The 21,386-nt window shown below is 40.8% G+C and carries 20 protein-coding genes; 7 read left to right on the top strand and 13 right to left on the bottom strand.

Annotated elements, in window-relative coordinates:
• Positions 1 to 109: 109 nt before the first annotated feature.
• On the top strand, positions 110 to 304 hold the full coding sequence (locus tag O4M77_RS03820) for a hypothetical protein (protein ID WP_125279298.1): 195 nt from the start codon (positions 110 to 112) through the stop codon (positions 302 to 304).
• A 215-nt stretch (positions 305 to 519) separates the two neighbouring features.
• Here O4M77_RS03820 and O4M77_RS03815 read toward each other — a convergent pair.
• Positions 520 to 1,342, bottom strand: a protein-coding gene (locus tag O4M77_RS03815) for an IS5-like element ISAba27 family transposase (protein WP_302699744.1) whose coding sequence is annotated in 2 segments (ribosomal slippage) — positions 520 to 960 and positions 962 to 1,342 — 822 coding nt in all. Because the reading frame shifts where the segments join, the coding sequence is not laid out codon by codon here.
• 414 nt (positions 1,343 to 1,756) lie between these two features.
• Between O4M77_RS03815 and otsB the strand changes: the two genes are divergently transcribed.
• Together otsB and O4M77_RS03805 are read left to right on the top strand one after the other, a co-directional pair.
• Positions 1,757 to 2,602: a trehalose-phosphatase gene (gene otsB / locus O4M77_RS03810; protein ID WP_323713870.1), complete on the top strand. Its 846-nt coding sequence runs from the start codon at positions 1,757 to 1,759 to the stop codon at positions 2,600 to 2,602.
• Complete coding sequence (locus tag O4M77_RS03805) at positions 2,595 to 4,028, top strand: alpha,alpha-trehalose-phosphate synthase (UDP-forming) (RefSeq protein WP_323713869.1); 1,434 nt, start codon at positions 2,595 to 2,597, stop codon at positions 4,026 to 4,028. The genes otsB and O4M77_RS03805 overlap by 8 nt, the downstream gene beginning before the upstream one ends.
• Positions 4,029 to 4,057: 29 nt before the next feature.
• Here O4M77_RS03805 and O4M77_RS03800 read toward each other — a convergent pair whose 3' ends face one another.
• The 7 genes from O4M77_RS03800 to katE all read right to left on the bottom strand — a co-directional run bounded on the left by O4M77_RS03800 (position 4,058) and on the right by katE (position 11,022).
• Positions 4,058 to 5,305 carry an MFS transporter gene (locus O4M77_RS03800; RefSeq protein ID WP_312309261.1) on the bottom strand — a complete coding sequence of 416 codons (1,248 nt, stop codon included), beginning with the start codon at positions 5,303 to 5,305 and terminating at the stop codon, positions 4,058 to 4,060.
• 204 nt (positions 5,306 to 5,509) lie between these two features.
• On the bottom strand, positions 5,510 to 6,223 hold the full coding sequence (locus tag O4M77_RS03795) for a glycosyltransferase family A protein (protein WP_323713868.1): 714 nt from the start codon (positions 6,221 to 6,223) through the stop codon (positions 5,510 to 5,512).
• Positions 6,220 to 6,834, bottom strand: coding sequence for a class I SAM-dependent DNA methyltransferase (locus O4M77_RS03790; RefSeq protein ID WP_323713867.1), 615 nt, complete (start codon positions 6,832 to 6,834; stop codon positions 6,220 to 6,222). The genes O4M77_RS03795 and O4M77_RS03790 overlap by 4 nt, the downstream gene beginning before the upstream one ends.
• Positions 6,827 to 7,609, bottom strand: a complete 783-nt coding sequence (locus O4M77_RS03785; RefSeq protein ID WP_323713866.1) for a PIG-L family deacetylase — start codon at positions 7,607 to 7,609, stop codon at positions 6,827 to 6,829. The genes O4M77_RS03790 and O4M77_RS03785 overlap by 8 nt, the downstream gene beginning before the upstream one ends.
• A complete protein-coding gene (locus O4M77_RS03780; RefSeq protein ID WP_323713865.1) occupies positions 7,597 to 8,580 on the bottom strand; it encodes an acyl-CoA dehydrogenase in 984 nt (327 codons plus the stop codon). Before O4M77_RS03780 ends, O4M77_RS03785 begins: the two co-directional genes overlap by 13 nt.
• Before the next feature lie 51 nt (positions 8,581 to 8,631).
• The gene (locus O4M77_RS03775) at positions 8,632 to 8,841 is read right to left on the bottom strand and encodes a hypothetical protein (protein WP_166135421.1); all 210 of its coding nucleotides are present in this window, start codon (positions 8,839 to 8,841) and stop codon (positions 8,632 to 8,634) included.
• A 57-nt stretch (positions 8,842 to 8,898) separates the two neighbouring features.
• Positions 8,899 to 11,022: a catalase HPII gene (katE, locus tag O4M77_RS03770; RefSeq protein ID WP_323713864.1), complete on the bottom strand. Its 2,124-nt coding sequence runs from the start codon at positions 11,020 to 11,022 to the stop codon at positions 8,899 to 8,901.
• Positions 11,023 to 11,687: 665 nt separating this feature from the next.
• On the opposite strand from katE, the gene O4M77_RS03765 reads away from it, so the two are divergent.
• The 4 genes from O4M77_RS03765 (at position 11,688) to O4M77_RS03750 (ending at position 17,114) form a co-directional block, all read left to right on the top strand.
• Positions 11,688 to 12,185, top strand: a complete 498-nt coding sequence (locus tag O4M77_RS03765; protein WP_004783133.1) for a Dps family protein — start codon at positions 11,688 to 11,690, stop codon at positions 12,183 to 12,185.
• Between the two features lie 732 nt (positions 12,186 to 12,917).
• Positions 12,918 to 13,850 carry an IS5-like element IS17 family transposase gene (locus O4M77_RS03760; protein WP_099475569.1) on the top strand — a complete coding sequence of 311 codons (933 nt, stop codon included), beginning with the start codon at positions 12,918 to 12,920 and terminating at the stop codon, positions 13,848 to 13,850.
• Between the two features lie 39 nt (positions 13,851 to 13,889).
• Positions 13,890 to 14,417 carry a GGDEF domain-containing protein gene (locus tag O4M77_RS03755; protein WP_323713863.1) on the top strand — a complete coding sequence of 176 codons (528 nt, stop codon included), beginning with the start codon at positions 13,890 to 13,892 and terminating at the stop codon, positions 14,415 to 14,417.
• Between the two features lie 144 nt (positions 14,418 to 14,561).
• Entirely contained in the window at positions 14,562 to 17,114 is a 2,553-nt protein-coding gene (locus O4M77_RS03750) for an EAL domain-containing protein (protein WP_323713862.1), read from the top strand.
• On the opposite strand, the gene O4M77_RS03745 is transcribed toward O4M77_RS03750, so the two are convergent.
• From O4M77_RS03745 to moaCB, 5 genes are read right to left on the bottom strand one after another with little or no spacing between them, the layout of a single operon-like run.
• Positions 17,104 to 17,745 carry an ATP-binding cassette domain-containing protein gene (locus tag O4M77_RS03745; protein ID WP_323713861.1) on the bottom strand — a complete coding sequence of 214 codons (642 nt, stop codon included), beginning with the start codon at positions 17,743 to 17,745 and terminating at the stop codon, positions 17,104 to 17,106. The two genes, O4M77_RS03750 and O4M77_RS03745, sit on opposite strands and share 11 nt — an antisense overlap.
• A 1-nt stretch (position 17,746) precedes the next feature.
• Positions 17,747 to 18,430: a molybdate ABC transporter permease subunit gene (gene modB / locus O4M77_RS03740; RefSeq protein WP_323713860.1), complete on the bottom strand. Its 684-nt coding sequence runs from the start codon at positions 18,428 to 18,430 to the stop codon at positions 17,747 to 17,749.
• 26 nt (positions 18,431 to 18,456) lie between these two features.
• On the bottom strand, positions 18,457 to 19,218 hold the full coding sequence (modA, locus tag O4M77_RS03735; protein ID WP_323713859.1) for a molybdate ABC transporter substrate-binding protein: 762 nt from the start codon (positions 19,216 to 19,218) through the stop codon (positions 18,457 to 18,459).
• A 15-nt stretch (positions 19,219 to 19,233) separates the two neighbouring features.
• Positions 19,234 to 20,463, bottom strand: coding sequence for a molybdopterin molybdotransferase MoeA (locus O4M77_RS03730; RefSeq protein WP_323713858.1), 1,230 nt, complete (start codon positions 20,461 to 20,463; stop codon positions 19,234 to 19,236).
• A complete protein-coding gene (moaCB, locus tag O4M77_RS03725; RefSeq protein ID WP_323713857.1) occupies positions 20,463 to 21,386 on the bottom strand; it encodes a bifunctional molybdenum cofactor biosynthesis protein MoaC/MoaB in 924 nt (307 codons plus the stop codon). The genes O4M77_RS03730 and moaCB overlap by 1 nt, the downstream gene beginning before the upstream one ends.

Below are 21,386 nucleotides of genomic sequence, written 5' to 3'. Positions count from 1 at the left end.
ATTGACCGACTTGTTGACTTATGTCTCGGTTTTTCAAAAATTAGTTAAATGTGCAAAAATCATGTTAAGATTAAAAAACAGCGAAGTATCAATATTTGGGAATAAAAATATGGAAAGTTCTGTGATTGAATTACTTAAGCCAGTGACCTTGGAAAAGGAAAACTGTCACCCGATTATTTTTGAAGCTGGTACTGTTTTAAAAGTTTTGATGCAAACCCCTACCAGTCTTTTAGTCAGTAATGATGATGACTTTAACTTTACTATTCCATTGAAAGATGAGAACGATGTCTGGAGAGAGCTATAAGCGATCTGCTCTCCTCTTTATGGGGTTATGTCTACCTAGTCTCTCAACGATATAACCCTCTCTCTTCTATGTAGCACCAAGATTTTATAATTTATCCTTCCTTTCAAAACTGGCTTTAATAAAAAATTAATAGGCTGCACTATATTCTTATTTTATATTAAATGTGTTTTTTAATATTTCCAATTTAATACCTATTAGACCTCTTGCGAAAGTCGTTATTGCAAGTTCATCCGATTTACCAGTGCAGCGATTAGGTTAATGCGTAAACCGAATCTTTTTCGTCTATTTCGATAGCGTTCACTTAATATTCTAAATGTTTTCAATTGACTATTAATGTGTTCGATCACAACTCGTATTTTTCCAATCATTTTATTGTACTTTTTCTCAACATCAAATAAGGGTAAATTCTTCTTTTTCTTTATTGGCAGCAATAATTTAAAGCCATCTTGCTCTAATCCGTAGTACCCTAAATCGGTCATAACATATTTACAATGTTTGAATTTTTTAACCGTTTTTCTTGCCAATTTAATGTCGTGCTGACTGCCATTCGATATATCTAGCCCTATGATTTGTTTGCTGTTCGGATGATAGATCACTTGTGCTTTTAGCGTATGTTTCTTCTTTTTACCACTGTAGAACTTACTCTGATTTTTTTTTCGGACGTTCTATTGAACATTCTGTCGCATCAATAATGACCCAGTTAAAGTGTTCGTCTGCTGTGGTAATACTTCGTTTTGGCAGAGTAAAACGTCTTGATTTCATCAACGCATCTTCAACCTTTTTAATGGTTCGATTCACATTACTTTCAGCGATATGGTAATTTGCAGCCAATTCCAATTGAGTGCTGTAATTCCGTAAGTAATTGAGTGTTAATAATAATTGATCCTCTATAGCTAAAGTATGAGGACGCCCAGATTTCTTTTTAAGTGATTCTGCTTCTTTTAAAACTTCGACCATTTCACTAAAAACTGGTCGAGGTACACCAACCAAGCGCTGGAATTCAGAATCTGAAAAACGATTTAATTTCTGATATCTCATGAAATTTATATTGAGGTGGTTTTTACTTTCGCAAGAGATCTATTATTTAATAGAAAGCCAATGAATTAATTTTTAGAAATATAAATCAAAACCATTTTTTACATTAAATAATCAAAAGAATCTTATTTATAGCACTCAAACTTACTCAATCACTTAATATGCAATACCTTAAATATCATTATTAATATATTAAAAATCACTGAAAAATTATTTTACAAATATACAAAGAATATCAACTTTTTCTGCTGAATATTTCCAAATTTTACAAAGTAACTTTACATGTCAAAAGTGTTTCTTTTCTGCGCCTAAAGCCATTTTGAAAAATAGAATATGTTATAAAACTAATTAGATTAAAAATCACACAGTTTAACTATAAATTTTAATCTATTTTATATCAAGTACTTAGGTGGATTTATGTCAGGCATACATAGGGAACAAGATTTAGAAGATTCATCTAGCTCATCTTTTTATATATCGCCAAAGATGATTTTAAATGATTGCAACCTGAATATGGACTCAGACCAGGTTGTTTTATTTCTTGATATTGACGGAACAATCTCTGAATTTCACCCAGATCCAGATAAAAGTATAATTCAACCTAAAATTATAAATATATTGGAAAATTTACAACAATATATTCAGCTGATATTAGTTACTGGTCGTTCTATTTTACAAGCACAAAAACTTATTCACCCTCTGCAATGGAATATCGCTGGATCACATGGTCTGGAATTAATCTATCAAGCTAATTTAAAGACATTAATCTCTTTAAATAAGTCGCAGCTACAAGCCCTAAAACAATATATTCAGGAACAGGCAGTTCAAATCCCTGATTTGCGGATCGAGGTTAAAGATTATTCTGTTGCACTACATTTTCGTGAACATCCTCAACTAGAAGATCGCGTACATGCTTTTGCGCTGGAATGTCTCAACCAGTTTTCCGACTTTGAGTTAAAAGCTGGCAAGTATGTTTTTGAACTGGTGCCCAAAGGCGCCAATAAAGGTTCAGCGATTCAACAGATTATTCAGCAATACCATCTCAATGATCATTATCCCATGTTTATCGGTGATGACCTGACCGATGAAGCCGGATTCAAAGTCATCAATGCCCTTCACGGCTGCTCAATCAAAGTAGGCCCTGGCCAGACCCTAGCACGGTACAGACTGGAAAACGTCTCTCAAGTTCAGGCCTTCCTGAAAGAATTTTTAAAGGTAATTGAAGTACAAGAACAACAACGATTGGAGAAATCACATGTCTAAACTCATTGTGTTATCAAACCGTGTGAATCTACCTAACCCAGAAAGTATGAAGGCTGGTGGATTGGCTGTTGCATTGCAGGATGCATTGCAAGATATAGGCGGTATCTGGGTTGGATGGAATGGCTCCAGAGTTGACCAGAACAAGGAACAGAAATTTCAGATTCTGAAACATCAGAATGTGGAATATCATACCAGTGCACTGAGCGAAGCCCAGTACCAGGGTTATTATTGTGGTTTTTCTAATAATGCCTTATGGCCGTTAATGCATGACCAGCATCAACGTGTTGAATATCAGCCGCAGGATTTTAAAACCTATAAAGATGTCAATTTGCGTTTTGCCAAACACCTGAAACAGGTGGCTTCACCGCATGACATCATCTGGATTCATGATTATCATTTTCTGAGTGTTGCGCATTACTGTCGTAAATTAGGCATGCGCAACCGGATTGGGTTCTTCCTGCATATTCCTTTCCCGGAACTGAAACTTTGGCAAACGCTGTCTCCTTATCAGGAACTGGCCCGACATCTGGGAGATTTTGATGTCATCGGTCTGCAAACTCCACGCGATCAGGCCAACTGTATTGATTTCCTGGAACAGGTATTAAATATCCAGCATTGCAATGATGAAATCCTGAGTTATCAGTCTAAACGGATTTATGTGAAAGCTTATCCAATCGGTGTACACCCGGCGCAGATTCAGAAGCAGGCTGCTGAGAGCCAAGTCACTGACCTGCCCTTTGATCTGGATAAAGCACATGCCCATAAGACCATTATTTCGGTTGACCGGATTGATTACAGTAAAGGGCTGCTGGAGAAAATTCATGCATTCCAGGAGTTGCTGGATGAACAGCCTGAATTTAAAAATCAGTTCCAGCAATTACAGATTGCCTGCCCATGTCGACTAGATGTGAACAGCTATAAAAAACTTTATGAACAGTTCCAGGCTGCGGTGCAGAATTTAAACCATCAGCATGGCAATGTAGACTGGCTGCCTTTTGACTGTAGCTATGACACTTTGGGTCATGAAGCCCTGATGCAGCTCTATCGTAAGGCGGATATTTGCTGGGTGAATTCAATCCGTGACGGGATGAATCTGGTCGCCAAAGAATATATTGCTGCGCAAGATCCATTAGATCCAGGCGTATTGATTCTGTCTAAATATGCCGGGGCTGCCGAGCAAATGAAGGAAGCCTTACTGGTCGATCCTTATGATCAGGACAGTATGGCCAAAGCCTTGAAAAGAGCCTTGCGTATGCCTAAGTCAGAACGTTTGGAACGTTACCGCTATTTACAGCAAGGCTTAAAGAATTTCGATATCATTCGCTGGCGTGATCAGTTCCTGTCGGACCTGAAAAAATCACAAAGCTTGCGAATTTATCGACCAGTGGCCAAAGGCATCTCGACCCAGTTCAATATGCATGCATAAGTCTGAAAAGCCCATAAAAAACAACAGCTTTATGCTGGTGTTTTATGGTCTAGGCCGGCAATAAGACCTTCTGCTTTTTCTGATTCTTTGTGACCGGCAGTCAGATGGTTCAGGATTACAATGCTCATTAAAGCAACTGCGATGACCGTAAATACTAAACGTAAGCCAATAATTTCACTACCGAAACCTACCAGCGCTGGTCCGATCAATGAACCGGTATAAGCAAATACCGATACATAAGATAATGCTACATGAGAAGCCATAGTTTTTTGACGGCCTGCACGAGAGAACATCAATGGAACAATGTTAGCACTACCTAGACCCAAGATCGCATAACCGGTTAAAACGACTTGCCATACTGGTGCAAAGATCACCATGAATAAGCCTGCTGCAGCCAGTAAAGCACTTAGTAAGATAGTGGTTTTTTCACCCAAGCTTTGAATGATGAGATGACCGCTAAAACGTCCAAGTACCATCAAGCCAGCAAAGAAACTATAAGCCAAACCGGTATGCGCCGCAGGTACGTTAAACTGGGTTGCCAGATAAATACCGCTCCAGTCCATCGCTGCGCCTTCAGACAGGAAGGATACAAAACAGATCAGACCAATACCTAAAATTGCGAATGTTGGTAGCGCTTTTTTCGCAGGTTTTGCTGTAGCTGTATTAGTTTCTTCTGTAGTTGATGACTGACCACCTAAGCAGAATGGAATTGCCAGCATCGCAATCGCAAGCAACATCACACTTACGACCAGTGCGCCAGTTAAAGGTGCCAGACCAAATCCCATTAACGTGGTCATGCCTAATACACCAACCAGACCACCCAAGCTACATACGCCATGGAAACCCGACATCAAACTTTTATCCATGAGTTTTTCAATCTGGGCAGCCTGAATATTTACAGTTACACCTAAAGCGCCTGCACTGGCCCCAAAGAAAAACAAGGTAATTGCCATCATCAAGCTGGTAGGACTAATCGCTAGCGCTGGCAGGATGAACAGAAATGCAGCCAGAATAACAGCCAGTACTGTACGGCAACCAAACTTGCTTGCCATACGACCTGCCAATGGCATGGCCAGCATTGAACCTACTCCGGCACATAGCAAAAGTAAACCAAAGTCAGCATGGTTCAGCAATAAGCGCTGCTGCGCATAAGGAATTAATGGCGCCCAGGCAGCTGTACTAAAACCTAGACTAAAAAAACACAGTGCAGTGGCGATTTTCTGCCAGAGATACGGTGATGGAGACTGAAGACGAGAAATTAGCTGTGAATTTAACATTGTCATTCCAAAAGAAAGAGCTCAGGCATCCATTACCGATCATCCATAGAAAAACCCCGCGGACTTATAGCTGAAAAATATAAGTAGCAGGGCTTAATTTGTGTGAATTATAAACAGAATTTTTCTAAATGAAATAGCTTTTAGAGATGAATTTTTAAATTTTTTACAAGTAATTGATTGTATAAAATTTATAATTTTATAGTTTTATTTGTATACGCTGATCGGTTTTTTCATTGCTTCCCGTAACTCAAGCTTTTGTAAAAAACAGGCGAAACCTTCAGTAACTTTTGACCTTAGACGACTACTGGTTGTTACCCTTAATTGATTGGACCAGGTAATGTTGACTCCTGCCTGTTGTAAACGGCGAACAAAGTCGACATCTTCATGACAATCTAGCTGGCGAAACCCATTAAAATCATTATATATACTTGTTTTAAAACATAAATTTGCACCATGAATATGCCGATGATCCATTTTATCCTGATAGTGACCTAAATATTTCAATCGGGCTTCCAAGCTTAAATGCTTCCACTCGTCGACATCAACGACTCCACAAATTGCATCAGTGGGTTGGTGCTGCCACATGATCTTGAACCAGTCCTCCTGAACACATGAATCCGCATCAGTACAACAGATCCAGTCGCATCCTTGTTCAATTACTTTTTGAATTCCTAAATGACGGGTCTTACCCACTGAACGAAAGTCACAACTAATAACTTCCACCCCCAGTCGCATCGCTTTGATCGCGGTTTGATCGGTACAACTGTCTAAGACAACTAAAATCTTAATCTCGGGAATATTTCCTGATGAACCAAGGTATTGATAAAATTCAAATTGTGCTTTTTTTAAGGCCAGCAAGCAGCGTTCTATAAAGGCTTCTTCATTACAGGCAGGAATAGCCACGCCAATTTTATTCATTTAAGGCCCTCTTGCTCTGCCACAGATTGTGGGCTATTCATCCAGACATCAATTAGAAAATCAGGTTCCTGAAGTTGTGAACATTTTCTGTAAAGTAAGTGTGCATTTAAATGGTCATGAATATCATCACCAGTAAAGCTAAAACCTGAAATCGATGCCCGCCAGTGACAAGCCAGAATACAGCCTTCTGCATCAAGGGCGTGCTGCAGCCAGTGGGTCAATTTCTCTAAAGCGGCCTGATCCAGATAATATAAAACCTCACTCAGTACAATTAGCTGGAACTTACGCTCTGGCAAGTCTTCCGGAACAACGCCTTGGACAAAACTGACATGAGAATAATCTTGCAGACGTTGTTGCGCCAGCCGGATCGCTGTCGTATTGGCATCCAGACAGATGAGTTCTCCTGTATGTGGGGCTAGTTCCTGACTTAGCATGCCATTACTGCAACCGATTTCTATGGCAGATTCAAAATGCAGTTTGGGCAAGAGTGCTTTACAAATTTGACGTTTACGCTGTTCATACCAGCGCTGTTCATAATGCCATGGATCTCCCTGATTCAGCGCATAAAGAGCATCAAAATAAGCATGATCATAGGTTGATTTACTATTCATACAGATAAACCTCCCATGGCTGTAAAACACGCTCTAATGCATGCTCAGGAACAATCGGTGCCTGTTCTGTCGTCGGGTCATTCTCAATCTGACTCTTGAAACATCGTGCAGCTCGGGCTTTACATTTTAATTCTTCATCTGTCAGCCTGAGTTTGTGCGCAACCGTCCATGGAATTCGGGTATCTCCTGGTGTGGCCCAGTGCCACGCCCAGATTAGAACCTGAATATACGGTAACTGTAGCTCAGTCGCGAGTTGCTGGGCGACCTGGCCGGTTATTTCATGGTCTGGATGTCCATCATGAACAAAAGTCGTGACCAATACATCATTAGGCTGTAAATATGAATACAATTGCTGTTTGAGCAAGTCTCGCTGCTCAGCCACTTTTCCATCCTGAATATCCAAAGCAATCCGAAGAACTGGCTGTTCTAAGGACAATTCTTCCAGAGCTTGGCGAGTTTCTGCTGGACGAATCTGGTTCAGTTCTTCTGGCGTATACAGACTCGAACCGGGATGACTGGCCGTACCATTAGTCACTGCAAACAGTACAATCTTATAGCCGAGTTTATCCAGACGTTGCATCAGTCCGCCACATCCCAGAATTTCATCATCCGGATGCGGTGCCACAATACAGACTCTGGCATCTGCAGGAATTACACTGGAAATATCGAATTCTGGCATCTGTTGCAGTATTTCGCAGTTACGCCATTCTTCCACCCGCGTCCCTTCCCCATGGATCACACGATCTTCGACAATCTCATGTTTTAAAGTGCCCATAGTTCTTCCTCCTGTGCGCTTAGTTCTCCAATACGCTCAAGATCAAAAGCAGCATGGCTTTGACAGATAAATACCGGCAGATCTGCTGCGAGCTGGGCAAAATAAGAATTGGTACAATAAGGCGATGCGCCAAGCGCTTTTCCAACTTGGTTGAGCACATTTAATGCAGTAGCTTCAACCTGCGCACGCAAAGCCTGAATCTGAAGTTGATGAGGAAATTTAGGTTGCTGGTCAATCAATTCTGCAACCCGATAGAACAAAGCCTGAGTAGCTAAAAGATCACGGCTGATTTCACCCAGATACATGGCTTTATACATATGTGGTTTTCTTAACTGTTCCTGCTGCAGATATTCAGCAAGAGCTACTGTCGCACCATACCAGCAAGCGGCAACGCCTGCTGCTCCATGCCAGAATCCCACCCGATCCAGATAAGCATGTGGATCGGCAACTTTTTTGACAGGGACCTGATTAAATTCAAGTTGAGCCGTGGACGTATGCTGCATTCCCACAGCTTGCCAGACAGTATGGTCATGCTGAATACCGGGCTGCCGCATATCTACAATTAATAACTGAGAGCGATTTTTTTCATCCCGATACGTCAGTAAGCCTGACTCTACCCAGCTAGAAGCGGAACACCAGGTCTTGATGCCAGTCAGCTTGCCTTCATCCAGCTGCAATGGCTGAGGCCCACCTTCTGCTGCCCAGACTGCCCAGAGCTGATGAGGATTTGCCGGAATATTTAATTCATGCAGAATTGCGACTGCATCCAGATGCGACTCAAATATTTTACCCAGACTTAAATTGGTTGCCGAGATCTGGCTTAAAATTTGCCAGCGTTTTAAAGTTTCCCCTGATGCAGGAAAAGGAACCTGATCCGAAAGTTGCACCAGTTCCTTCAAAGTCGTTTGAATATTTTCTTTAGGTTCTAATGATGAATTTTTAAATCTTTCTAATATTGAACTGAGGTCCATAAAAGTGCTTCCTCAAAAATATCGATATTGTGGTCATTTGATGAAAGCCAGTTAAGGAAAAAGCCTTTTCATCTGTTTTAAACGGGTCATCAGTCCTAGTACCTTACGGCGTGCCATAATTTCTTCTTCACTAAAAGGCAACTCTTCTCTGAGTTGACTCATAGGTAGATGGTTATGTTCGATCAGATAAATATCCTGCTCCCTGCTCCATTGCGCATTTTGCATCTGTGCCAGTAATTTTTTAGGATCTGGTCTCGCCATAAAAGTTTTATTCCTTGAAATAGAGAATAGAAGCCGAAGCTTCTATTCTCATGGTATTTATGCAGGAATAGTTTCTGAGATCAATTCACGCGCCCAAACACGGTGATTCATGATCAAGGTCTTGAAGCTATCTTGCACAGTATCGAATTGAGAATTTGCTAAAGTACCTTCATCACTGATCAGTTTTAGATCTTCAATCAGCTGACCTTTATCTCCCAGGAAGACAATCGGTTTCAGATGCTTATAAGCCTCAAGCATATAGTGAGTCGCGATACCATCTTTCAGCACCATGTCATAGTTATCGCCATCGACAATAACTACAGCATCATAGGCAATTGACGGTTCAGCTTTCTGCATACCATCAGATGGGATCACTGTACCTTGCTGGCTCAGAACTGGTCCTGGACGAGGTGTTAACACATCAGCCACAGCACTCTCTGATTCAGCCCAAGCCTGTACAGCTTTAATACTGGCTTCATTGGCTTTGTCATGTGCCAGAATTGCGATTTTACGTGCCTTAATATCGGCAGGTTTAAACGCTTCAAAAGACAGACGCTTAGAAATCAGAACATCAGGCAGTTTTGCGGCTTTTTTCTCAGCTGGGATTTCAATTCCTAACTGGTCCGCAACCTGTTGAGCCAGCGTCAAGTCGATATTGCACAGCACTTCAAGCACTTCACGTTCACGGATATTTTGGCGCTGTACTTTACTCAGTTCGAAGACATAGGCATCAATAATATGCTTCTGCTCATGCGGTGCCTGGCTTTGATAGAATAAACGGGCATGAGTGAAATGATCATTAAAAGACTCACTACGCTGGCGGATTTTATTACCGTCAATACGTTCCTGATAGCTTTCGAAGCCACCTGCCTGAGTCGCACCTGGTGCTTCAGCTGGCCAGTTGTCATCAATCGAGTTTGGTTCGTAGTTGGCCTGTCCGGTGTGAATAAGACGTTGATGCAGACCATCACGCTGATTGTTATGGAATGGACAAACCGGCTTATTGATTGGAATCTGATGGAAGTTTGGACCACCTAGGCGGCTCAGCTGAGTATCAGTATAAGAGAACAGTCGGGCCTGTAGTAGTGGGTCATTGGTAAAGTCAATGCCTGGTACGACATGACCTGGGCAGAAAGCGACCTGCTCAGTTTCACCAAAGAAATAATCAACATTACGGTTCAACACCATACGGCCAATTGGAGTCACTGGAACCAGTTCTTCCGGAATGATTTTGGTTGCATCCAGCAAGTCAAAATCAAATTTCATCTCATCTTCTTCAGGAACGATCTGTACGCCTAATTCCCATTCCGGGTAATTACCGGAAGCAATCGCTTCATACAGGTCACGACGATGGAAATCCGGATCCTTACCTGCCAGTTTTTGCGCTTCATCCCATACCAGCTGTGTCAAACCTTGTTTAGGCGTCCAGTGGAACTTCACAAAGACAGCTTTATTTTCAGCATTAATCAAACGGAAGGTATGTACGCCAAAACCTTGAATCGAGCGTAAATTACGTGGAATAGCACGATCCGACATTGCCCACATCACCGCATGTGCAGATTCAGGTACAAGAGAGACAAAGTCCCAAAAAGTATCATGTGCTGACGCACCTGATGGAATCTCAGTTTGTGGTTCAGGTTTCAGCGCATGGACAAAATCAGGGAACTTGATGCCATCCTGAATAAAGAACACTGGCGCATCGTTGGCCACCAGGTCAAAGTTACCTTCATCCGTATAAAACTTGGTCGCAAAACCACGAATATCACGTACCGTATCTGCTGAACCGCGAGGACCTTGTACTGTAGAGAATCGAACAAAGACAGGAGTCTGGGCACCGGTATTGGTTAGAAACCCGGCTTTAGTCCATTTTTCATTGCCTGGATAAGCTTCAAAAAAACCATGTGCCCCAACACCACGTGCATGCACAATTCGCTCTGGAATACGCTCATGGTCAAAATGGGTAATTTTTTCACGGAGAATAAAATCTTCCATTAAAGTCGCACCACGAACGCCCGCTTTTAGACTGTTCTGGTTATCCGAAATCTTGACACCTTGGTTGGTAGTCAGTGTCTGTTCGGCTGAGTCGCTACGGTATACATCAAGCTGCTCACTTTTTTTATTGGTATTCTGCTTATCTAAACCATTTTTACCTGTGGCTGGACTGTTCGCCTTAATTTTCATGACATTTTCCTTGCTGATCTTGAGTTTAGTGAAGTCTTTTTTTGCCTATCTCAAATTCGCTTGAGTTTTATTCAACATCTTGGCGTTTTTACAGAAAAATAAAGTTCCACTTTTATCTGTATATGGTGAGCTGTTGCTGAGTATGAAAATCTTTTTATTGATTTCGTCTGTATCCCTAACATAACGAGATTTGACGAATACATTGCTGAGTCTTTGTAGTGGCTTGTTTAATAAAGGCACAGTTCTGTTATTTTTCTTAACTACACAGTTTTTTTTACCGAGTAACGATCACAAAGTTCGAAAAATTTAGAGCTGATAGTTTTTACTAAAAGATAAAATCATGAAATAAAGGCTTAATCATCTAAAAATGAAAACAAGTTTTTAAGAAACTGATCCAGACATTTGAGTTTTATAAGGCAAAATTAATTTCTTTATACAGTTACAATCCTGTCACCAGGCTATACAGAACGCCTAAACTTATATCTTTGCCCGTCCTATAAACTATATAACTCAGAAGTACTTAAAATTATTTCCACATATAAATAGTGGCAAAAATCTATTTCATATAAAAGGTCATGCTGCCAAGATTTCCTATCTTTTCAGCCATGACTGGCAAACTTCTATTTTAAAAGATATCTCTCTACAAAATTGTTAAGGAGTAAAACATGGGCTCTTCAGAAAAAAATGCTAAAGCTATGAAAATTGATATTGGTATTTCTTACGAAGACCGTGCCAAAATCGTCGAAGGTCTATCTAAATTATTGGCAGACAGCTATACCCTCTATTTAATGACCCACAACTTTCACTGGAATGTCACCGGACCACAGTTCAATAGTCTGCATAGCATGTTTATGACCCAATATACTGAACAGTGGAATGCTCTTGATTTGATTGCAGAACGTATCCGGGCTTTAGGCTTTGCCGCACCCGGCACTTACCAGCAATTTGTTAAGCTGACTGCTATTAAAGAAGTAGAAGGTGTACCAGATGCCCAAGAAATGCTGCGTTTATTGGTAAATGCTCATGAAACGGTAGCTCGTACCGCACGCAATCTTTTTGAAGTTGTTGATGAAGTCAACGATCAACCGACTGCAGATTTAATCACGCAACGTCTTGATGTGCATGAAAAAACAGCCTGGATGTTAAGAAGTACTTTAGAGTAATTAATTTTTCTCATTGAGAAAACAACTGTAAAATCAGAAAATTAGCTTTTCCTAAAATAAATAAGTGTTCAAATTTAATTGATATCCTTTTGAGCACTTATTTATCCCACCTTTCACCCTATAGTGAAGGCTTTGAAAAATAAATATTTACCTTTTAAAAGATTATTTTTTAATCAATAAATCTTTATTTATTATCTATTTAATTATATTAGGTTAGACAGAAAATTTGGCTTTTAAATAAAAATTTCTTATATTATAAAAATATAATTTTTACTAAATCAGTATTTTATTATTTTGTTGATCTCAGTCTTTTTCCATATCTTTTAAATATATTGAACAAATGGACCAAACCATTTCTGCTTACAAAATAAGCAACAGATTAAGCTTCAAAAATGCTTACAAACTGAATATTATTCATCTAAAATAGAGAACTACATCACACAATATAATTATTGAAATATATTGTATATATTTTGTATTTCTGAAAGATTCAGGGGATTAAGTTATGAGTGTTCAAAAGTTGTTCATTTCACTCAAACTTAATTTACCTAAATTGATTTTAATCCTTTTACTTGTGAGTCTGGTGATTCTTTTTTCAATTACATTGATTGTGAGCAATGTAATTCACCGACAGCAACTGATTAATAATTCTCTTGCAACTAATTATGAGTATGCAACGGCTTTGTTGCACAAACCTATCTGTAAAGGCTTTTTCAGCGATATAATTTTCAAATGAAGAAGCCTACACACAAAATCTACCGCACAACCAATTGGCCCGCATATAACCGAGCACTCATGAGTCGCGGAAATATTGCCATTTGGTTTGATCCTGCTACGCAATGGTATGCTCCATCAAAAGGCAAACAAGGGCGAAATCAAACCTACTCCGACGCAGCTATCCAATGCTGCTTAATGATTAAATCTCTATTCCGTTTGTCTTTACGTATGGTCACTGGCTTTGTGCAAAGTCTGATTAAACTTTGCGGATTAAATTGGACCGCACCAGATTACAGTACGCTTTGTAGAAGACAAAAGCATATTGATATTGCAATCAGCTACCAAAAAAGTAGCGATGGGCTGCATCTACTCGTAGACTCTACAGGCATGAAGTTTCTAGGTGAGGGCGAATGGAAACGCAAGAAACATGGAGCTGAATATCGTCGCCAATGGCGTAAACTACATATTGGTATAGATGCCAAAACCCTACAAATACGCGCTATTCAGCTCACAACCAATAATGTCAGTGATTCACAGGTGCTTGGTGATTTACTTAATCAGATTCCACAAGATGAGCAGATTGACTCTGTTTATACCGATGGAGCTTATGACACCAAGCAATGCCGTCAGGTCATTGCAGATCGGCAAGCGCATGCGGTGATTCCACCTAGAAAAAATGCGAAACCATGGAAAGATACAAAGAGTAGCTCGCTAGAGCGAAATGAATTACTTCGAACAGTTAAACATTTAGGCAGGACATTATGGAAAAAATGGTCAGGCTATCATCGCCGCAGTTTGGTGGAAACCAAGATGCATTGCATCAAATTATTAGGCGATAAATTAATGGCAAGAAGCTTTCCTAGTCAGGTGAATGAGATCCATGCACGTGTAGCAGTCCTTAACAGATTTACGGAATTAGGTCGCCCACTTACCCAAGTTACGCCTTAAATTTGGATCAATTAGGGGCGCTTTGCATTTCAAATCTTTGTGCAACAAAGCCATCAGGAGATCGAAGAGCTTAAACAGGACACTTTAACCGACCCTTTAACCGGCTTTTATAATCGTCGTGGCTTTGAACTATTTTTAAATGATTTGATTAGCAATAAAACTTATTTTGCTGTGGTGGTTTTGGATATTGACTATTTTAAGAAAATCAATGATCGTCATGGGCATGATATGGGTGATGTGGTATTAACCAAAGTTGCCGGATTTATTCGGGAAAGTTTTCGTGAACAGGATATTTGCTGTCGCGTTGGTGGTGAAGAATTTATTATTCTTGCGCCAGTCAAAGAGATTTCACATGCAACTAAAATCGCTGAAAGATTAAGACATAAACTGGCATCGACTTATTTACTTGAAGTAGGAATAGTCACTGCTTCACTCGGTATTGCACACTGGCCTTTAACTTCGTCTGATATCAAAGAAGTTTTAAAACAAGCAGATACGAATTTATATCAAGCCAAACATTTAGGGAGAAATCGTGTGGTGACAGGTGAAAAAAGTGCTCAGTTATAATATTTTTATACAGTTATTAAGTAGATAATTTAAATATATTATTTTGTTATTGTGTTATGGGGTTTAGATCTTTTATTCAAAAAAACAGTATAATTTCTCTAATACTTCTAGGTTTATATAGAGGTTTATACTTAAGGATACAATATGACTTCTTTTTATAATGGAGGCACCAGCCAAGAGATTTTTAATCTGATTGGTCAAGCTGCTGCCTTAGAGGATATCATAGATGCGATTACCGTATGGTTAGGGGACAAAATCCCGGATGCACTGGTATCTGTCATGTTGTATTCGGAACAGGAACAAACGCTTAATTTAATAAAAGAACCAGCCTATTTTTCCAGAGAATATGTAGAAGCTTCAAAAGATCTAAAAATCGGCCCGAATGTTGGCGCTTGTGGTGCAGCTGCATATCATCGTCGTTTAGTGGTCTGTGAGGATTTACTCAATGATCCGAACTGGGTCGCATATAAAGATCTGGTTAAACAAAATGGTTTAAGAGCCTGCTGGTCGGTACCAATTGCCAACGGGAGTGGCAAACTTTTTGGCTCTTTTGGTACTTATTATCGTTCGATCAAGTCTCCTACTCCCAATGAAATTGACCTGCTGCAATATGCAGCTTCGCTGATCGCCTTAACCTTTGAGCTGTATGAAGAACGCAAAAAACGAAATCAGCTCAAAGATAAATATCAGTCATTTTTCTCTTTTCATCCCGATGCAATTTTTGAGCATAATCTGGACGGCAATATTGTAGATGCCAACCTGGCCACCAAATTTTTTAACGAAGTTGGTGTTAAATCGCATATCGGAACTAAAATTGATCATTTTATTGAACCTGAACATCGCCCTCTTGCCTTAGAAGCCTTTGAGCAGGCCAAGCATGGTCTGACTGGACACCTTGAAGTTCAGGCACATAACTCGGCAGGACAGAAATACTGGCTCGATTTAACTTTTTTGCCAATTAAAGTGAATGAGGAAATTGTCGGTATTTTTAGCGTGGCACGCGACATTACTGAACGTTATCAAAACAATGAAATGCTGCGCTTAATGAAACGCAGTGTCGATGCAAATCCGCATGGCATTATTTTAACCTCGGCAGAAAATGACCAGCCTATTGAATATGTTAATCCGGCCTTTGAGCAGATTACCGGTTATAGCCTGGAAGAACTCAAAGGAAAAAATTGCCGCATCTTGCAGGGACCTGATACTTCCGAGGAAAGCGTCCAGCAAATCAGCGAAGCCATTCAGAATAAATCTGAAATCAAGATTGTCCTGAAAAATTATCGTAAGGATGGACACTGGTTCTGGAACAAGCTAAACCTAGGTCCAGTCTTTGATGAAAATCATAAGTGCACTCATTTCATTGCCATTCAACAGGATGTGAGTCAGCATGTTGCCCAGCAAGAACTAATCGCTTATCAGGAATCACATGACCATTTAACCGGCTTTATCAACAATAAGCTGTTTGAAGAAGTGGTTCAGGAAAAACTGCATCTAGCGCAGAGTGGTTCTGCAAATCTAGTGCTTTTATATCTGGATCTGGATGATTTTGAACCTTTGAATCAAAGCCTCGGTCATGATATTGGCGATAAAATTTTAAAACTAGTGGGCAATCGTCTGAGCCAAAACCTGGAGCCTGAAGATGTGATTTCCAGATTTTCAGGGGATGAGTTTGCAATTTTATTAACTCAAATGACTGATCTCAAGCAAGTCGCTGTACGTGCCGAAGAAATCATCGCCGGATTATCTCAGCCTTTTCACGTAGATGGTTATGACATTCATCTGAGTGCCAGTATTGGTGTGGCTGATGCTGATCCAGACATTAAATGTGTTAAGCAGTTTATCAATGCTGCTAAAGATGCCATGCGTGACGCCAATGCCGAAGGGGGTAATACCTGGCACTGGTATAATTTCACGAAAGAGCCTTTACCGAAGGTAGATTATGTACAGCTTCGTCATGAACTGATGGTCGCTCTGCATGAACAGCAGTTTAAACTGTTTTATCAGCCGATTCTGGACAGTGAAACGGGCAAGGTCAAATGTCTGGAAGCTTTGATCCGCTGGCAACATCCAGAAAAAGGCTTTATTTCTCCTGCCGATTTCATTCCTTTTGCAGAAAGGACCGGGCAAATCGTCTCAATTGGCGAATGGGTACTTAGACAGGCTTGTGAGGAAGTTAAAGCCTGGAATATGCAGCATGAGACTCAAATTTCGGTTGCCGTCAATCTATCTCCTTTACAGTTTAAAAGAAGTGGATTCCTGAGTGATCTCCAGCAATTATTAGCGGAAATTGAATTCCCGCATGAGTTACTAAAACTCGAAGTGACTGAAAGCATGCTGATTGCCAGCGGTGATAAGTCCATTGAGATCTTAAAAAATGTCCGGGCTTTGGGCATTAAAGTTTCGGTGGATGACTTTGGCACTGGTTATTCGAGTTTAAGTTATTTACGTAGTCTTCCGATCGATGAGATCAAACTGGATCGTAGCTTTGTTCAGCATTTACCTGGCAATCCACGAGATGAGGCCATTATTGAAGCCATGATTACCCTAGCGCATAAGCTGGATCTGGAAGTCGTTGCGGAAGGAATTGAGAATCCTGAACAGGCTGAGTGTTTAAAATCACATCATTGTGATTATCTGCAAGGTTTTTACTATGCAAAACCTGCCCGGCTCAATCAGCTAGAGTTGATCAGTTCCTGATGAGTATGCCCTGTTTGAGCTGTACAGTTTCAGCTTCTAAGTAAGCTAACTCTTCTAAATGATGGGTCACATAAATCATGGGTAGATTTAACTCATCTTTCATCCGTTTTAGAAAAGGTAAAATCTGTTGTTTTAACTGTTGATCCAGTCCCGTTAAAGGTTCATCTAGCAACAATAGATTCGGTGAAGACAGTAATGCTCGACCAATAGAAACGCGCTGCGCTTCTCCGCCTGAAAGTTGATGTGCTTTACGATGCATTAAAGGGTTTAGTTCTAATAATTCCACGATGTCTTCAAACTGGAATTTTCGATCGGCTCTAGATACCAGTTTTTCTGCATAGCATAGGTTCTGCTGCATGTTCATATGTGGAAACAGCAAAGCATTCTGGAAAACTAATGCAATTTTGCGCTGATGCATTGGAATATTAATTTTCTTTTCTGTATTGATTAAATCCTGCTGATTAAACTGAATATATCCTTGGTCAGGTTTTAATAGTCCAACAATATTTTTGAGTAAAGTACTTTTTCCGCTTCCAGATGTACCCACGATCCCTAACAGTTGCTGCGACATTTCCAGTTTAATATTCAACCCGAAATCGGCTTGTTGATAATGAAAATTACATTTCAACATTTCAGCCTCCCAATTTCCGTTGATAGTTTTGCAAAATAAAATAATTGGCAATTAAAGCAATAAATGCCAAGAAAATAGATAAAGCCACCAGACGCATCGCCATTTCCTCACCATTCGGTTGTTGCAGTAAGGAATAAATTGCGATGGGAATAGTGCGGGTTTCATCCGGAATATTGCCCACAAAAGTAATGGTGGCGCCAAACTCACCCAGACTTCGGCTAAAACATAAGATGCTGCCAATCAGCATACCGGGAATTGACAGAGGTAAATTGATACTCCAAAACACTTTCCACGGTGCTGCGCCCAATGAACCTGCAATGTGTTCGAGTTGTTGATTCATGAGCTGAAATGATAAACGGATCGGTTGCACCATCAATGGGAATGCGACAATCATCGAGGCTAGTACTGCTCCTTTCCAGTTAAATGCCAGTTGCAGCCCGAGTGTATTGAGATATTGGCCAATCATGCCTTGATTGCCAAACAGCACCAGAAGCAGATAACCCAAGACCACAGGTGGCAGCACCATCGGCAATTGCAAACATGCTTCGACCACAAACTTAAGCCGAAATTCATATCTGGCCAAAACCCAAGCCAATGCTACTGCAAAAGGTAAGCAAAATAAGGTCGCAAAGCTGGCCACCTTGGCAGACAGGTAGAGCGCACTGAGTTCTTCTGGACTTAACATCTTGCAGTTATTTCTCCAGTCATTGTCTAGGGATTCAGCCTAAATCCATATTTTTGAAAGATGGCTTTGGCCTGCGCACTTTCTCCTATAAATTGCTCAAATTGAACTGCTTCTTTATTCTGTGCGCCTTGCCGTGTCAAAGCTAAAGGATAAACAATCGGACTATGTGAATTTGCTGGGAAAGTACCGATGATTTTGACTTTTCGGCTGATCAAGGCATCAGTTTTATAGACAATCCCCACTTCACATTCACCGCGTTCGACGAAAGCCAAAGCCGAGCGCACATCATCCGTTCCAACAATTCGTCCTTTCAAGCCATTTAACCAGTTCAGTTTGGTCAGACTTTGCCTGGCATATTTTCCGGCAGGCACTGATTCCATTTGCCCGGTACATACATAACCTTTAAAGGACTGGGCAAAATTAAAACTGGACTGGGGTTTAAAATGAATATTCAGATGTTTCGGGCTGATCGCCACTAACTGATTTAACAGGATGGGATGAACTGAACTGGAATTTATAAGTTTCTTGTGTACCAGATAATTCATCCAATCCTGATCAGCTGAAAAGTATAGATCGCTGCTGGCTCCTGCTTCGATCTGTTTGGCTAAAGCAGAAGATGCACCAAATACGGAAATAATCTTAGTTTGTGGATGTTGGGCTTGGTAAATCCTGGAAATTTCGGTCACAACATTATTTAGACTCGCTGCGGCGTAAACCTTCACTGTTCCTGCATGGACTGAGGAAAACATCATGGCAATGCACATGGATAAAAACAGAGATTTTTTCATGTGCATCTACCCTTATCAGTGAATAAATAAGCCTTGAACAAGATCCCCTTCTTTCAGGCTTTTTCCTGCCGGAATTCGAACCAGACAATTAGCCTGCATGAGATTGCTCAGCATATGTGATTGCTGCTTAGACAGACTTTTAACTCGTAAAACCGACTGCTCAAAGCTGGCAGACATTCTTAAAAAGCGCTCTCTGGCATTCATTTTCAGATCATGGGTGAGTACAGCATTAAACCAGTTCGGCTGAGATTTGTGTCCTTGTAAGGCATTTAATAAAGTTGCGGTGTAGATCTGCATGCCCACATACACTGCTGCGGGATTGCCCGGCAAACCCAGCAGATAACAATGTGAACTATCATTGCGCTGTAGCTGGGCAAAGAACATCGGCTTGCCCGGCTTCTGTTTTACTTTCCAGAATATCTGTTCAAAGCCTAAATCTAGTGCTACAGGCCGAATGAAATCATAATCTCCGACAGATACACCGCCTGTGGTTAAAATCAGGTCATAGCTTGCTGATAATTCTTGAATGAGATTCCGTACTGCCGCCTCAGTATCTGCAACATGAAAAATTTCAACCTGCTGCCCGGCTTGCTGAAACCAGGCTTCAATCAAGGGACCGTTGGCATCAAAGATTTTACCTGCTACAAAGTCTTCTATACTTTCAGCAACTTCATCACCTGTAATGACCACGGCCACTTTAGAATATTGAAAAACCTCAACAGTATTGATTCCCGCCATGCTTAAAGAGGCAATTGCACCGACTGACAGCTGTTGACCTTTATTTACCAATAATTGCCCGACTGAAATTTCTTCGCCCACATCGCGAATATCGGCATGAGCGCTGAGCTGTTCAGTAATTTTGATTCTGGATGAATCGATCACTTGAACAATTTCCTGACGTGCGACCGTAGTAGTCCCAAGCGGAATTTTAGCACCGGTAAAAATCCTGACTGCCTGCTCATCCTGAAGTTGCAGTTCACCCTGTTGTCCCGCCCGAATTTCACCAATCAGTTGGAATTCGCGTTCTGGTTCAATTGCAGCTTGGGTACACAGTGCATAACCATCTACGGCACTTTGCGAAAATAACGGTAGATTAATCCCAGAATAAATATCTTCTGCCAGATAACGATTTAAGGCCTGATTCAACTTCAGTCGTTCAGTTACTAACACTTGAATATGCTGCAAAATCAATTCTAAAGCCTGATCTACTGTAATCAGGCCATGTTCTGCTCCGCATCCAGACATTATTGATAACCACCTTGATGTGGAATATTTTTCTGCACATCAAATAAATGTACCAACGCTGGTAGTACAGCAATTAAAGATTCTTTAGCTCCTTGTCGGCTGCCCGGTAAAGTCATTACCAAACTGTTATCAATATAGCCCGCAACGCCACGACTTAAAGCTGCATACGGCGTGCGTTTCTGGCCGAAACTGCGTGAAGCTTCCATGAGTCCATGAATTTCCCGTTTCAGTAAAGGCTGTAAAGTTTCAACTGTTAGATCTTTAGGACCTAAGCCTGTTCCACCTACAGTCAGGATCAATGGATAGTCATTTTTTTGCTGTTCAACTAGTGCCAATAACTGTTCAGGGTCGTCTGGGATTACCTGATAGGCAATATTTTCAAAATTGGCTTCTTGTAATATTTCCAGGACATTTTGCCCTGCTGTATCCGGTTTTTTACCGGCAGCGACCGTATCTGAAAGTACAATGACAGAGGCTGGTAAAGGTTCTTTCAAAACACGAGTGAAATGTGATTTTCCACCCTTTTTTTGCCCCAGTTTAACCTGATCCAGACATAATTCTTCCGGCTCACAATGTGGTTTCAGCATATCGTAAAGGGTCAAACCTGCCAGACTGACTGCTGTCAGTGCTTCCATTTCCACACCCGTTGGACCAATCGTTTCCACTACCGCAGTAATCACTACATGGGCTTCTTCAAGCTCATATTTCACATCAGCCCGATAAATTGGCAGTGGATGACATAGAGGAATGAGTTCATCAGTACGTTTTGCGCCTAAAATCCCTGCGATCCGGGCGGTTTTTAGCGCATCACCTTTGTCGGTATTACCATTACGCAGTAATTCAATGCAGTGTGGCGGCGCATGCAGAATTCCGGTGGCAATAGCAGTGCGGTAACTCTCCGGTTTCATGCCGACATCTTTCAT

Origin of the sequence: Acinetobacter sp. YWS30-1 (assembly GCF_033558715.1) — a bacterium.
Classification (GTDB): Bacteria; Pseudomonadota; Gammaproteobacteria; order Pseudomonadales; family Moraxellaceae; genus Acinetobacter.
The sequence above is the reverse complement of the archived record's forward strand: the minus strand, read 5'-3'. Positions and strand labels throughout refer to the sequence as shown.